This window comes from Yersinia sp. FDAARGOS_228 (assembly GCF_002073315.2).
Lineage (GTDB): Bacteria > Pseudomonadota > Gammaproteobacteria > Enterobacterales > Enterobacteriaceae > Yersinia > Yersinia intermedia.
In genome coordinates this window covers 3,301,543-3,316,206 of sequence record NZ_CP020409.2, presented here as the reverse complement: position 1 = coordinate 3,316,206, position 14,664 = coordinate 3,301,543, and the positions used below count along the sequence as shown (strand labels likewise).

The window sequence follows — 14,664 nt, the reverse complement described above, 5'->3', positions numbered from 1 at the left end:
AGTAAGCCTTACAGCGAAGAAACCAGGGGATTGGATACGCTATCCGTGGAGGCCAGCTACAGAGGTTTGAGCGAGCATATGCGGAATATCATTATGTGTGATTATAAAAAGAAACCCCCAACAGCAATGGCCATTGGGGGCTATATCTTCCGTTGCAAACCCCAGCAGACAGTGGGGTTTACACCTTAAGATTACTTCTTAGCTTTCTTTTCAGCTTTTGCTGCTGGAGCTGCTGTAACAGCAACCTCTTCACGGTCAAGTTCTTCGCTAAATTCACGGCCGTAATAAGTATCCATCAGAATCTGTTTCAGCTCAGAGATCAGTGGGTAACGTGGGTTAGCACCGGTACACTGGTCATCAAATGCATCTTCAGACAGTTTGTCTACTTTAGCCAAGAAGTCAGCTTCCTGAACGCCCGCTTCACGAATTGACGCAGGGATACCTAATTCCGCTTTGATTTCATCTAACCAAGTCAGCAATTTCTGAATTTTCTGCGCAGTACGGTCGCCCGGTGCACTCAGACCCAGATGGTCTGCAACTTCAGCATAACGACGACGCGCTTGTGGGCGGTCATATTGGCTGAAAGCAGTCTGCTTCGTTGGGTTGTCATTCGCGTTATAGCGAATAACGTTAGAAATCAACATGGCGTTTGCCAAGCCGTGCGGGATATGGAACTCAGAACCCAGTTTATGGGCCATTGAGTGACAGACACCCAAGAAGGCGTTAGCAAACGCGATACCAGCGATGGTCGCGGCATTGTGTACACGCTCACGAGCTACTGGGTTCTTAGCCCCTTCATTATAGCTGGCTGGCAGGAATTCTTTCAGCAGTTTCAGCGCTTGCAGAGCCTGACCGTCAGAATATTCATTTGCCAATACAGAAACATAGGCTTCCAGCGCATGGGTTACTGCATCCAGACCACCGAAGGCACACAGTGACTTAGGCATATTCATAACCAGGTTGGCATCAACGATTGCCATATCTGGAGTCAATGCGTAGTCAGCCAATGGATACTTCTGACCTGTTGCATCGTCGGTGACGACTGCAAATGGAGTCACTTCTGAACCAGTACCTGATGTAGTGGTTACAGCGATCATTTTCGCTTTCACACCCATTTTCGGGAACTTGTAAATACGTTTACGGATATCCATAAAGCGTAATGCCAGTTCTTCGAAGTGGGTTTCAGGGTGTTCGTACATAACCCACATAATTTTGGCAGCATCCATCGGTGAACCACCACCCAGCGCGATAATTACGTCTGGTTTGAAGGAGTTCATCTGCTCTGCACCTTTGCGCACGATGCTCAGGGTAGGGTCTGCTTCAACTTCAAAGAAGACTTCAGTTTCGATACCGTGAGATTTCAGCACACTGGTGATTTGATCGGCATAACCGTTGTTGAACAGGTAGCGGTCAGTCACGATGAAGGCACGTTTTGCACCGTCAGTTGCCACTTCTTCCAGCGCGATTGGCAGAGAGCCACGGCGGAAGTAAATAGATTTCGGTAGTTTATGCCACAACATGTTTTCTGCTCGCTTAGCCACAGTTTTCTTGTTGATCAAGTGTTTCGGCCCAACGTTTTCAGAGATGGAGTTACCACCCCATGAACCACAACCCAGCGTCAGAGATGGCGCTACTTTGAAGTTGTACAGGTCACCGATACCACCATGAGAGGCAGGGGTGTTAATAAGAATTCGGGCGGTTTTCATTTTATCGCCGAAATACTTAACGCGTGCAGGTTGGTTATCCTGGTCGGTGTACAGGCAAGATGTATGGCCGATACCACCCATTTCTACCAGTTTTTCCGCTTTATCAACCGCGTCTTCAAAACTCTTCGCACGATACATCGCTAAGGTAGGCGACAGTTTTTCGTGAGCAAAAGGTTCTGACTCGTCAACAACCTTAACTTCACCGATAAGAATTTTGGTGTTGCTAGGAACTTTAATACCTGCCATTTCAGCAATTTTAGTTGCTGGCTGACCAACGATAGCTGCGTTTAGGCCGCCATTTTTCAGGATGATATCCTGAACCGCTTTCAGCTCTTTACCTTGTAACAGGTAGCCGCCATGAGAAGAGAAGCGCTCACGGACTGCATCGTAGGCTGAATCAACCACGATGATAGACTGCTCAGACGCACAAATCACACCGTTATCAAAGGTTTTAGACATCAGGATAGATGCAACAACACGTTTGATATCAGCGGTTTCGTCGACCACTACAGGGGTGTTACCAGCGCCAACACCGATAGCCGGTTTACCCGAACTGTAAGCTGCTTTAACCATGCCTGGACCACCGGTTGCCAGAATCAAGTTAATGTCAGGGTGGTGCATCAATTGGTTAGACAACTCAACTGTTGGCGCATCAATCCAACCAATAATATCTGCTGGCGCACCTGCGGCGATAGCGGCTTGAAGCACGATATCTGCGGCTTTATTGGTTGCGTCTTTAGCACGTGGGTGTGGAGAGAATACGATACCGTTACGCGTTTTCAGGCTAATTAATGCCTTGAAAATAGCGGTAGAAGTCGGGTTAGTTGTTGGTACGATACCGCAGATTAAACCAATAGGTTCAGCGATAGTAATAGTACCGAAGGTTTTATCTTCTTCTAAAATGCCACAAGTCTTTTCATCTTTGTAAGCATTGTAGATGTATTCAGAAGCAAAGTGGTTCTTGATCACTTTATCTTCAACAATACCCATACCTGATTCCTCTACAGCCAGTTTGGCCAAGGGAATACGGGCATCCGCTGCAGCCAAAGCTGCGGCACGGAAGATTTTATCAACCTGCTCTTGAGTAAAGTTGGCATACTCGCGCTGGGCTTTCTTGACGCGTGCTACTAGCTCGTTAAGTTCAGCGACATTCGTTACAGCCATAATGCTCTCCTGATAATGTTAAACTCTTTTAGTAAATGAGCTGTTGAAGCAACTAGTATAGACAGGCTCTAGTATGCCGTAAGGTCAAATAGAGATAGTTTTATAGCTTACTTTCTCATTTTTTACCGCTGATTTACTGAAAGAGCTTCTGTTTCATTAGAAATAAGGTGGGCGGGGAAATGCCAATTTCAACCTTTATACGCTATTTCTCAGTGAACTTACTCTCGACCACTGCTCAGAGCTTAACTATTCTTAGGTATGTTTTTCGTGATTTATATCACAAAATCGGCAAGCTGACACCATTCAGCAATTATTTGTTGATAGTAATTATCATTAACACGAATAAATTGATAATTCATGACGTTAAAGCTTCATTAACGCCACAGGGCATTAACAAGAGTTATCATTTTAAGCGGTAAAATTTAGTCTTCTATAAATGCTGCTTTATTACATAGATTCCTGCGACTAATTCTATTACATTAGCGCGCACACCTGTAGATGGGGGCCTTAAGGGTAATTTTTAGTGAAAAGAACTGCGGTGAAATGCTTGAATAATGTGGGTGCAATTCTGCATGTTAACGACATTATTTTTGTCGCAAATTTTCCAGGCTCGGGCCATAAGATGTGTTGTCCTGGGGCATTAAGTTATAATGGCCTGTTATCTGTGTCGTTTTTATCAGCAATTGCGCGGAGTGATGTGTGAGTCAATCATTGTTGGACCTTTCAGGTTACATCAAGTTTTTTGTTGGCTTATTTGCGCTGGTGAACCCGGTTGGCATATTGCCGGTATTTATCAGTATGACCAGCTATCAGGCGGCAGCGGGGCGGGATAAAACCAACCTGACAGCTAATCTGTCAGTGGCGATTATCTTATGGATATCCTTGTTTTTAGGGGATGCCATCCTGAAAATTTTCGGTATTTCCATCGACTCGTTCCGTATTGCTGGTGGGATACTGGTGGTCAGCATTGCGATGTCGATGATCAGCGGTAAACTCGGTGAGGATAAGCAGAACAAGCAGGAAAAAACCGAAACTGCGGTTCGTGAAAGTATCGGTGTTGTCCCACTCGCATTGCCGTTGATGGCGGGGCCAGGAGCGATCAGTTCCACAATTGTTTGGAGCTCCCGCTACCATAGTTGGCAAAATTTGTTGGGATTGACGCTAGCGGTGGCCTTGTTTGCCTTCTGTTGCTGGCTGCTGTTCCGGGCGGCGCCACTGCTGGTCCGGTTGCTAGGGCAAACTGGTATTAACGTTATAACGCGTATTATGGGGTTATTGTTGATGGCTCTGGGCATCGAGTTTATTGTTACAGGCATCAAAGCGATTTTCCCCGGATTGCTTTAATCCATCCCCACATCCCGCAGTATGGAGGCTACCCGTGTGTTACTGGTGGCCTTTTTCGTTTTTCCAGCCTGATATTTAAATCATAAAGCATTAATTTGGTGCGAATAATGTATTAATTTTAATCTGTTGCACTTAAATAATGCAATAAAAGCCATTCTATATAACTAATTTAGCTTAAGGCCTATTTGTTCATCTTTAATGAATCACCCATTGCCCGGTAGCGTGAATTAAACACCCGAGTTGTTGTTAAAATGCTCACATCATTCTGTAGAGCTTGTGCGGAATTTATCTAGATGTTATTAGTGATTACACCGCAATGATTAGATGTTTATTCTGACATTGGTGCTAATGTTAACTTTATGTTTCTAGAACGGTTTTTTAGACATTTTTTTTGACGTGAATTTAAACTTCAACCCAATATAATTTAATAAAATCATATTGTTATCTTGTCTTTGGCTGGCAAAGTTAGTTAGCTACTATCGTTAGCTACTCGGTAGAAAAGAGAATTACTTAACATTTCTGTAAAATTTATTGGCGTCAGATTTCGGGTTCTGTTAGTTTTCGGACAACTCTGTGATAAGAGATATCTTATTTTTTAATAAAACTAAACTGAATTTTAATTTTTGGAATAGTTATTGCTAGTCGTTGTTGGTAGCCGATTGACATAAACCTTGAGAAAAACATCACCAAATCTCGTAAAAGGCGGTTTGAAATGCAAATAAAGTTTACGCGACGACCACTGGCAATAATTGGCACTGTGTTGGGTTTGTCATTTTCGGCTGTATCGATGGCGGCGGCAGTTCCGGCCGGTGTGATATTAGCTACAGATCAAAGCATTACCATTAATAATGGTTCTGAGGTCGCCTCATTAGACCCCCATAAGGTCGAAGGTATCCCTGAAACCAATATTATTCTGAATCTATTAGAAGGCCTGGTAAGCAATGATGCCACTGGACATATTATTCCAGCCGTTGCAACTCGTTGGGACAATGAAGGTTTTAAGGTCTGGACTTTCCATTTGCGTGACAACGCCGTGTGGAGTGATGGTACTCCGGTCACCGCGCAGGATTTTGTCTATAGTTGGCAGCGCTTGGCTAACCCAAAAGTGGGTTCACCTTATGCCAGTTATTTGCAGTATGCCCAAATTGAGAATGTCGACGAGGTATTGAAAGGCACCAAAAAGCCGGATGAGTTAGGTGTTAAGGCATTAGATGCCAAAACGTTGCAAGTTACCTTGACGCAACCCGTGCCTTATTTTATCAGCATGTTATCCCACACCTCGATGAAGCCAGTTAAGCGTGAGGTCGTTGAAAAGTATGGTGATAAATGGACTCTGCCACAAAACTTTATTAGCAATGGCGCTTTTCAGTTAAAAGATTGGGTAGTTAATGAGCGGATTGTGCTGGAACGTAGTCCGACTTACTGGAATAACAAAGAAACGGTTATCAACAAAGCGACCTTTTTACCGATAACGTCGGAAGTCAGTGATATTAATCGCTATCGCAGTGGTGAAATCGATATTACCAACAGCGCAATACCCCCTAATTTATTTGCCAAAATGAAAAAGGATCTGCCATCGCAGGTTCATATCAGCCCATATCTCTGTACTTTCTATTACGAAATTAATAATAAAAAACCACCATTTACCGACGCCAGAGTAAGAACGGCAATTAAGTTAACGCTGGATCGTGACATCATCGCAACGAAGATTATGGGGCAAGGGCAGATTCCTGCGTATGGCTTTACCCCGACATTTACCGATGGCGGCAATTTCGCCTTGCCAGAATGGTCCAACTGGACTCAAGAACAACGCAATGCTGAGGCGAAAAAAGTGCTCGCCGAAGCCGGTTTCAATGCCCAAAATCCCTTAAAGTTTACATTGCTCTATAACACCTCAGATCAAAACAAGCAGCAGGCTATTGCCGCTGCATCTATGTGGCAGAAAAACCTGGGTGCTACCGTCACTTTACAGAATCAAGAATGGAAAACCTCATTAGAAAGCCGCCATCAAGGGCAGTTTGATGTTGCCAGAGCAACCTGGTGTGGTGACTACAACGAGCCGACTGCTTTTCTGAATATGCTGCTGTCTGATAGTAGCAACAATACTTTCTTCTATAAAAATCCTGAATTCGATGCGCTGTTAGCAAAAACGCTGACCATGCCGAATGCCACTGCGCGCACTGCTTTGTATCAAGAGGCTGAGAATTTACTGGATAAAGATTCTGCGCTGGTGCCGGTTTATTATCGAGTGAGTGTCCGTCTTATCCGGCCAACCGTCGGTGGATTTACGGGTAAAGATCCACAAGACTTAGTGGACTTAAAAAATCTTTATATTCGCAAGTTGTAGAAAAGTTGAGCAATAAAACGCTATGGCAGTAAAACAATCTTATATGCCAATTGTTCACAACCGAGAGTCGCTGTGGCGTGGCAGTAAATAAGAATATAGACAAGATAATAGGGGTGTATAGCACAGCACCGATTTTAGTCTGATGCTAATACATATAGGGCATTACATGGCCGGGTTCGTTCCCCGTGCAATGTGATTTAAAGATACCTTTTAAAGGTGAGGCTTGCTCAGTTTCTGAGCGACGCAATAATAAAATCTGGAGTAGATATCAGCATGACCAACATCACAAAGAAAACTTTCCTGGCCGCAGGCATTGCTGCTGCTATGGGTATGATGGCTGTAGGGAATACTTTTGCAGCCAATGTGCCAGCAGGTGTCCAACTGGCTGAGAAACAAGTTTTAGTTCGTAATAACGGCTCAGAACCTCAGTCATTGGATCCGCATAAAATTGAGGGTGTGCCAGAATCTAATATATCGCGCGATTTGCTGGAAGGGTTGGTCGTTAACGATCCAAACGGCAAGATTTTGCCTGGTGTAGCTGAAAGTTGGGATAATAAGGATTTTAAAGTCTGGACTTTCCATCTGCGTAAAGATGCTAAATGGTCAAATGGTGACCCTGTAACGGCACAAGATTTCGTTTATAGCTGGCAACGACTGGCAGACCCTAAAACAGTTTCTCCTTATGCCAGTTATGTACAATATGCTCATATCGCGAATATCGACGATATTATTAGCGGTAAAAAATCACCTGATGCCTTGGGTGTAAAAGCGTTAGATGACCATACGTTGGAAGTCACGCTGACTGAACCTGTTCCTTATTTGGATAAACTGTTAGCTCACCCCTCTATGTCCCCGGTGAATAAAACCGTGGTTGAGAAGTTTGGTGAGAAGTGGACTCAGCCACAGAGCTTTGTCGGTAATGGTGCCTATAAATTAAAAGATTGGACCGTTAACGAACGTATTGTGTTAGAACGCAGCCCGACCTATTGGGATAATGCTAAAACGGTTATCAATCAGGTTACTTACCTGCCAATCTCGTCTGAAGTGACTGATGTTAACCGCTACCGTAGCGGCGAGATCGACATGACCTATAACAACATGCCGATTGAATTATTCCAGAAACTGAAAAAAGAGATCCCACAAGAAGTTCATGTTGACCCATATCTGTGTACTTATTATTACGAAATCAATAACCAAAAAGCGCCATTCACCGATGCACGCGTTCGTGAAGCACTAAAACTGGGCATGGATCGCGATATCATCGTGAACAAAGTGAAAAACCAAGGTGATTTACCTGCCTATGGTTTTACGCCGCCATATACCAGTGGCGCTGAATTAACACCACCAGAATGGTTTGGCTGGACTCAGGAAAAACGTAATGAAGTGGCTAAGAAGTTACTGGCTGAAGCGGGTTATACACAAGATAAACCACTGAAGTTCAATCTGTTATACAACACTTCTGATTTGCACAAAAAGCTGGCTATTGCTGCGGCCTCTATCTGGAAGAAAAATCTGGGCGTTGACGTTAAGCTGGAAAATCAGGAATGGAAAACCTTCCTTGATACCCGCCATCAAGGGACTTTCGATGTCGCGCGTGCTGGCTGGTGTGCCGACTATAACGAACCGTCTTCATTCCTGAATATGATGCTATCTGACAGCAGTAATAACACCGTACATTATAAAAGCCCGGCATTTGACAAGCTGATCCAAGATACGCTGAAAGTTAAATCCGAAAAAGAGCGCGCAGGTTTGTATCAGCAAGCTGAAGTATTGCTGGATAAAGATTCTGCTATTGTGCCGTTGTTCTATTATGTTAATGCCCGTTTAGTTAAACCTTATGTCGGTGGATATACCGGTAAAGACCCACTGGATAATATGCACGTTAAAGATCTGTATATTATCAAGCACTAATATATTAAGGGCAGCCGCTGCATCAGCGTGTTGCCCTTTTTGTTTTGATAATATCTACCCAGAGTAGTTGGTATGACAGGGTCGGCAACCAGCGAACGAAGGGGATAAAGTGCAGTAAAAGGCTAAAGGTACAGGCAATGTTAAAATTTATTCTACGCCGCTGTCTGGAAGCGATTCCGACACTGTTCATTTTGATAACCATTTCATTTTTTATGATGCGTCTCGCCCCAGGAAGTCCCTTTACCGGCGAACGTAATCTTCCTCCAGAAGTTATGGCCAATATTGAGGCGAAATATCACCTCAATGACCCCGTCTATAAGCAGTATTTCAATTACTTGGGTCAACTTGCGCACGGCGATCTTGGGCCTTCGTTTAAATATAAAGATTACACCGTGAACGATCTGGTTTCTGCATCGTTTCCTGTTTCGGCAAAGCTTGGTTTTGCCGCATTTATACTCGCAGTCGTGTTAGGTGTGAGTGCCGGTGTTATTGCGGCATTGAATCAAAATACCAAATGGGACTATACGGTAATGGGATTTGCCATGACCGGAGTGGTCATTCCAAGTTTTGTGGTAGCTCCTTTATTGGTGTTGGTCTTTGCCATTATATTGAAATGGTTACCGGGTGGCGGTTGGAATGGCGGATCACCAAAATATATTATTTTACCGATGGTCGCGTTGTCGCTGGCTTATATCGCCAGTATTGCGCGTATCACACGCGGATCAATGATTGAAATTCTCCACTCTAACTTTATCCGCACGGCGCGAGCGAAGGGATTGCCACTGCGAACCATTGTATTCCGTCATGCACTGAAACCTGCATTGCTGCCGGTGTTGTCCTACATGGGACCTGCGTTTGTTGGGATTATTACTGGCTCGATGGTTATTGAAACCATTTTTGGTTTGCCGGGCATTGGTCAGTTGTTTGTCAACGGGGCGTTAAACCGCGATTACTCTTTGGTGCTGAGTTTGACCATTTTAGTCGGCGCTTTGACTATTTTATTCAACGCGATTGTTGACGTGCTGTATGCCGTTATCGATCCTAAAATCCGTTACTAGCACTGGAGCACGCCAATTATGTTGAGCAATAAAAATAGCGAAGCTCTGGAAGTTTTCAGTGAAAAACTGGAAGTTGAAGGGCGCAGCCTTTGGCAGGATGCCCGCCGCCGTTTTATTCATAACCGCGCGGCGATCACCAGTTTGGTGATCCTGATGTTAATTACCTTATTTGTTATTCTGGCCCCCATGTTGGCGCAGTTTACCTATTCGGATACGGACTGGGGCATGATGTCAGCCGCCCCCAATATTGAGTCCGGGCACTATTTCGGTACCGATTCCTCAGGTCGCGATCTGTTAGTTCGTGTTGCTATCGGTGGTCGAATTTCATTGATGGTGGGGGTGGCTGCGGCTTTGGTTGCCGTGGTTGTTGGCACCTTATATGGTTCGTTATCGGGGTATCTCGGTGGGAAAATTGATTCACTGATGATGCGCCTGCTGGAAATTCTTAACTCATTCCCCTTTATGTTCTTCGTTATTCTGCTGGTGACCTTCTTTGGCCAGAATATTCTATTGATATTTGTGGCAATCGGCATGGTGTCCTGGCTGGATATGGCGCGTATTGTGCGCGGGCAAACATTAAGTCTAAAACGGAAAGAATTCATTGAAGCAGCAGTAGTTGGTGGTGTTTCCACTCGCAACATCGTATTACGCCATATTGTTCCGAACGTTCTGGGTGTGGTGGTGGTGTACGCTTCGTTACTGGTTCCTAGCATGATTTTGTTTGAATCCTTCTTGAGTTTCCTTGGGTTAGGCACACAAGAACCTTTGAGTAGCTGGGGTGCATTGCTCAGTGATGGTGCTAACTCCATGGAAGTGTCGCCGTGGTTACTGATGTTCCCTGCCGGTTTCCTGGTAGTGACTTTGTTCTGTTTCAACTTTATCGGCGATGGCTTGCGTGATGCCCTCGATCCGAAAGATCGCTGAGGAGTAGCACTATGACGACTATTGATAATCGGTCTGCTGTTCAGCAATCTGCATTGTTGGCGCAAGATATACTGCTGGATGTAAAAGATTTAACCGTGACTTTCGGCACGCCAGACGGTGATGTGACCGCAGTTAACGCCCTTAATTTTGACCTGCGTGCTGGCGAAACATTAGGCATTGTAGGGGAATCTGGATCTGGTAAATCACAAACCGCTTTTGCATTGATGGGGTTGTTGGCCAGTAATGGCCGGATCGGGGGGTCTGCAAAGTTTAATGGCCGTGAAATCTTAAATCTGCCAGAAAAACAATTGAACCGCTTACGGGCTGAGGAAATCTCGATGATATTCCAAGACCCAATGACCTCTCTGAACCCGTATATGCGCGTCGGTGAGCAGTTAATGGAAGTGCTGCAACTGCATAAAAAGATGAGCAAAAGCGAAGCATTCGAAGAGTCGATCCGTATGCTTGATGCGGTAAAAATGCCGGAAGCGCGTAAGCGCATGCGCATGTATCCCCATGAGTTCTCTGGTGGTATGCGTCAGCGGGTAATGATTGCGATGGCGCTGTTGTGCCGCCCTAAATTATTGATTGCCGATGAGCCAACAACCGCACTTGATGTAACCGTTCAGGCGCAAATCATGACTTTGCTGAATGAGCTGAAGCATGAGTTCAATACTGCAATCATTATGATCACCCATGACCTTGGCGTCGTTGCGGGGATCTGCAATAAAGTTCTGGTGATGTATGCAGGGCGAACTATGGAGTATGGTCAGGCTCGCGATGTGTTTTATCACCCAAGCCACCCTTATTCTATTGGTTTGCTGAATGCTGTTCCTCGTCTTGATGCTGAAGGCGAATCTCTCATGACGATACCGGGTAATCCGCCGAATTTATTACGCTTGCCTAAAGGTTGCCCATTCCAGCCGCGTTGCCAATATGCAATGGATCGCTGCGGAGTTGCTCCGGCATTGGAGCATTTTGGTGAAGGCCGTTTACGTGCCTGCTATAAGCCAGTGGGGGAATTAGTATGAATGTCATGACTGAGAAGAAAGTATTGCTAGAAGTGGCTGATCTGAAAGTTCATTTTGATATTCATGATGGCAAACAATGGTTCTGGCAGCCAGCGAAAACACTAAAAGCCGTTGATGGTGTAACACTGCGCTTGTATGAAGGCGAAACCTTAGGTGTGGTCGGCGAGTCTGGATGTGGCAAATCAACATTCGCCCGCGCCATTATTGGTTTGGTGAAAGCGACCAGTGGCAGTGTGGCATGGTTAGGTAAAGACTTGCTGAGCCTGAGTGATGCGCAATGGCGTGAGACCCGTAGCGATATTCAGATGATATTCCAGGACCCGCTGGCGTCATTAAACCCGCGAATGACCATCGGTGAAATCATCGCTGAGCCGCTGCGGACTTATCATCCCAAAATGCCGCGTCAGGAAGTCAAAGATAAAGTTAAAGCCATGATGCTGAAGGTTGGCTTGTTACCTAACCTAATCAACCGTTATCCTCACGAGTTTTCGGGGGGGCAGTGCCAGCGTATTGGTATTGCCCGGGCATTGATTCTTGAACCTAAACTGGTGATTTGTGACGAACCGGTTTCTGCACTTGATGTATCAATTCAGGCGCAAGTGGTGAACTTGTTGCAGCAATTGCAGCGTGAAATGGGGTTATCACTGATTTTTATTGCCCATGATCTGGCGGTGGTAAAACACATTTCTGACCGGGTGTTGGTGATGTACTTGGGCCATGCAGTAGAGTTGGGAACCTATGATGAGGTTTACCATAATCCGCAGCATCCGTACACCAAGGCGCTGATGTCGGCGGTACCTATTCCTGATCCTGACAAAGAAAGGGCGAAAGTGATCCAGTTGTTAGAGGGGGAGCTACCTTCACCAATTAACCCGCCATCAGGCTGTGTATTTCGTACTCGTTGCCCCATCGCCGGGCCAGAGTGCGCGAAAACCCGCCCACTATTAGAGGGCAGCTTCCGCCATGCGGTATCTTGTCTGAAAGTTGATCCGCTATAGCATGCGCTGAGTGATCGCCCAATAGCAAAATCCCCGCCAGAGAACTGACGGGGATTTTTGTCATTACAGCATTAACAGCCATGGGGTAAAGGGGGTATGACGATCACTCTTTCCACAAAATATGGCAAAGCTTATGGTCTTTTTCACGGCACAAGAGAACACGCGCAAACACATCATTAATCTCTTCACCATCACTATCAGCAAGACCAATAACAACTTCGGCAAAAAAATCAGGGTTTACATCAAAATCGACATGTTCCTGCCAATCTTCGGCTGGGTCAAATAACTCTGCACCGCCACGCTCTTCAAACTGAAGGTTAAACAACAAGATATCCGCTGGGTCAAGGTTGTCACCCGCCAGCTCCAGAAAGATATCGTAAGCCTGTTCCAGTGTTTCATCTTCAGTCAGGCGGTTATTGAGATCCATTAAGCTTGGCTCTTGTCTGTTCTGGTCCATTTGCCGATTCCCATTTGTTATTTGCAGATTGCGCTCATTAAAACATTCTCTATGCAGCTTTTACAATTATTATGCTATCTGAAGTCAATAACTCAGAGAATCTACAATTTGATGGCCCTGCGGCCTAAGTTACTTACAGTAACGGACTGAAAAAGTAGAATAATCGTTCAGTAACGCGGTGCCAGAGAGGGCGCTTATTCCATAATTCACCATCTAACAACACCGAGCGGGCAATGTAATCGTCTTGAACTTGTGCCAAATCTGCACCAAAACCATCATCATCAATGACCAGCGTGATTTCAAAGTTCAACCATAAGCTGCGCATATCCAGATTGACCGTTCCAACCAAACTCAGTTGGCCGTCGACCAGCACACTTTTGCTGTGCAACAGCCCGCCTTCAAACTGATAAACTTTAACGCCCGCTTCCAACAATTCAGAGAAGAATGCTCGGCTTGCCCAGCGGACCATCATCGAGTCGTTATCTCGAGGAACAATAATGCTGACATCAACTCCACGCTGCGCTGCGGTACAGATGGCATGTAGCAGGTCATCACTAGGCACGAAATACGGTGTCGTCATGATGAGCTGCTCACGGGCGGCATATACCGCCATTAATAAGGCCTGGTGAATCATTTCCTCAGGGAAACCAGGACCAGAGGCGATAACCTGGATGGTATGGCCGCTCTCTTCCTCAAATGGCATGATATTCGCATCAGGTGCCGGAGGCAGAATGCGTTTGCCGGTTTCAATTTCCCAGTCACAGGCATACACAATACCTATGGTGGTAGCCACCGGGCCTTCCATTCTGGCCATCATATCGATCCATTGACCCACGCCAGCATCTTGCTTGAAAAAGCGAGGATCAACCATATTCATGCTACCGGTATAAGCAACATAATTATCAATCAACACGACTTTGCGGTGTTGGCGTAAATCCATTCGGCGCAGAAATACCCGGAATACATTAACTTTGAGTGCTTCGACTACTTCAATTCCCGCATTGCGCATCATAGCCGGATAGGGGGTGCGGAAGAATTGCTGGCTACCGGCAGAGTCCAGCATCAGTCTGCAATGGACACCTCGCCGTGCTGCAGCCATTAAGGATTCGGCGACCTGATCAACCAAGCCACCTGGTTGCCAGATATAAAACACCATCTCGATGTTGTGACGGGCCAGTTCAATATCACGCACCAGCGCTTTTAATGTGTCATCGGTGGTGGTTAATAACTGTAATTGATTACCTTTAACGCCACTGATGCCTTGGCGGCGTTCACATAATTGAAATAGTGGGGTGGCGACCTCGCTATTTGAAGTGGCAAAAATATGCTGGCAGTCTTTCAATTCACTAAGCCAGCGGGCGGTGGAAGGCCACATCGCTTTTGCACGCTCAGCGCGGCGCTTGCCCAAATGAAGCTCACCAAACGACAGATAAGCAATTATCCCAACCAATGGCAGAATATAAATAACCAGTAGCCATGCCATGGCCGAAGGAACGGCTCTGCGTTTCATCAGAATACGCAATGTAACCCCGGCAATAAGCAACCAATAGCCAAAAACTGAGAGCCAACTGATTACGGTATAAAATGTTGTCATAAGGGCGGAAGTCCTGTTCACAAACGGTCACTAAAGAGTGTACGCACAGTATTGCAAAGGCGAAACCTTTAATCAGAGATATTACTGGATAAAATCTTTTAAGCTAAAGGACTTGCAACGGTAAATTAAA

At 45.5% G+C, this 14,664-nt stretch carries 10 protein-coding genes; 7 read left to right on the top strand and 3 right to left on the bottom strand.

Annotated features, from left to right (window positions below; all coding sequences use genetic code 11):
- Nucleotides 1–191 precede the first annotated feature (191 nt).
- Entirely contained in the window at nucleotides 192–2,870 is a 2,679-nt protein-coding gene (adhE, locus tag A6J67_RS15280) for a bifunctional acetaldehyde-CoA/alcohol dehydrogenase (RefSeq protein ID WP_005192226.1), read from the bottom strand.
- A 699-nt stretch (nucleotides 2,871–3,569) separates the two neighbouring features.
- On the opposite strand from adhE, the gene A6J67_RS15265 reads away from it, so the two are divergent.
- The 7 genes from A6J67_RS15265 (at nucleotide 3,570) to oppF (ending at nucleotide 12,483) form a co-directional block, all read left to right on the top strand.
- Nucleotides 3,570–4,214, top strand: coding sequence for a YchE family NAAT transporter (locus A6J67_RS15265; RefSeq protein ID WP_005192231.1), 645 nt, complete (start codon nucleotides 3,570–3,572; stop codon nucleotides 4,212–4,214).
- A gap of 712 nt (nucleotides 4,215–4,926) precedes the next feature.
- Nucleotides 4,927–6,561 (top strand): ABC transporter substrate-binding protein, encoded by a 1,635-nt coding sequence (locus tag A6J67_RS15260; RefSeq protein WP_005192234.1) that lies wholly within the window; start codon nucleotides 4,927–4,929, stop codon nucleotides 6,559–6,561.
- A 273-nt stretch (nucleotides 6,562–6,834) separates the two neighbouring features.
- Nucleotides 6,835–8,472: an oligopeptide ABC transporter substrate-binding protein OppA gene (oppA, locus tag A6J67_RS15255; protein ID WP_032907879.1), complete on the top strand. Its 1,638-nt coding sequence runs from the start codon at nucleotides 6,835–6,837 to the stop codon at nucleotides 8,470–8,472.
- A 137-nt stretch (nucleotides 8,473–8,609) separates the two neighbouring features.
- Entirely contained in the window at nucleotides 8,610–9,530 is a 921-nt protein-coding gene (gene oppB, locus A6J67_RS15250) for an oligopeptide ABC transporter permease OppB (RefSeq protein ID WP_005192241.1), read from the top strand.
- A 15-nt stretch (nucleotides 9,531–9,545) separates the two neighbouring features.
- Entirely contained in the window at nucleotides 9,546–10,454 is a 909-nt protein-coding gene (oppC, locus tag A6J67_RS15245; RefSeq protein WP_032907881.1) for an oligopeptide ABC transporter permease OppC, read from the top strand.
- 11 nt (nucleotides 10,455–10,465) lie between these two features.
- Nucleotides 10,466–11,485, top strand: coding sequence for an ABC transporter ATP-binding protein (locus A6J67_RS15240; RefSeq protein ID WP_005192247.1), 1,020 nt, complete (start codon nucleotides 10,466–10,468; stop codon nucleotides 11,483–11,485).
- On the top strand, nucleotides 11,482–12,483 hold the full coding sequence (gene oppF, locus A6J67_RS15235; RefSeq protein WP_032907882.1) for a murein tripeptide/oligopeptide ABC transporter ATP binding protein OppF: 1,002 nt from the start codon (nucleotides 11,482–11,484) through the stop codon (nucleotides 12,481–12,483). Before A6J67_RS15240 ends, oppF begins: the two co-directional genes overlap by 4 nt.
- Nucleotides 12,484–12,586: 103 nt before the next feature.
- Here the strand turns inward: oppF and A6J67_RS15230 are convergent, their stop codons facing one another.
- Nucleotides 12,587–12,910 carry an HI1450 family dsDNA-mimic protein gene (locus tag A6J67_RS15230; RefSeq protein ID WP_005164171.1) on the bottom strand — a complete coding sequence of 108 codons (324 nt, stop codon included), beginning with the start codon at nucleotides 12,908–12,910 and terminating at the stop codon, nucleotides 12,587–12,589.
- 163 nt (nucleotides 12,911–13,073) lie between these two features.
- Nucleotides 13,074–14,534 (bottom strand): cardiolipin synthase, encoded by a 1,461-nt coding sequence (cls, locus tag A6J67_RS15225; protein WP_042569722.1) that lies wholly within the window; start codon nucleotides 14,532–14,534, stop codon nucleotides 13,074–13,076.
- Nucleotides 14,535–14,664: the final 130 nt, after the last annotated feature.

Bases quoted from the DNA above. Each gene is read 5' to 3' on its own strand.
- adhE (WP_005192226.1), bottom strand. From the start codon at position 2,870: ATGGCTGTAACGAATGTCGCTGAACTTAACGAGCTAGTAGCACGCGTC.
- A6J67_RS15260 (WP_005192234.1), top strand. From the start codon at position 4,927: ATGCAAATAAAGTTTACGCGACGACCACTGGCAATAATTGGCACTGTG.
- oppA (WP_032907879.1), top strand. From the start codon at position 6,835: ATGACCAACATCACAAAGAAAACTTTCCTGGCCGCAGGCATTGCTGCT.
- oppB (WP_005192241.1), top strand. From the start codon at position 8,610: ATGTTAAAATTTATTCTACGCCGCTGTCTGGAAGCGATTCCGACACTG.
- A6J67_RS15240 (WP_005192247.1), top strand. From the start codon at position 10,466: ATGACGACTATTGATAATCGGTCTGCTGTTCAGCAATCTGCATTGTTG.
- oppF (WP_032907882.1), top strand. From the start codon at position 11,482: ATGAATGTCATGACTGAGAAGAAAGTATTGCTAGAAGTGGCTGATCTG.
- A6J67_RS15230 (WP_005164171.1), bottom strand. From the start codon at position 12,910: ATGGATCTCAATAACCGCCTGACTGAAGATGAAACACTGGAACAGGCT.
- cls (WP_042569722.1), bottom strand. From the start codon at position 14,534: ATGACAACATTTTATACCGTAATCAGTTGGCTCTCAGTTTTTGGCTAT.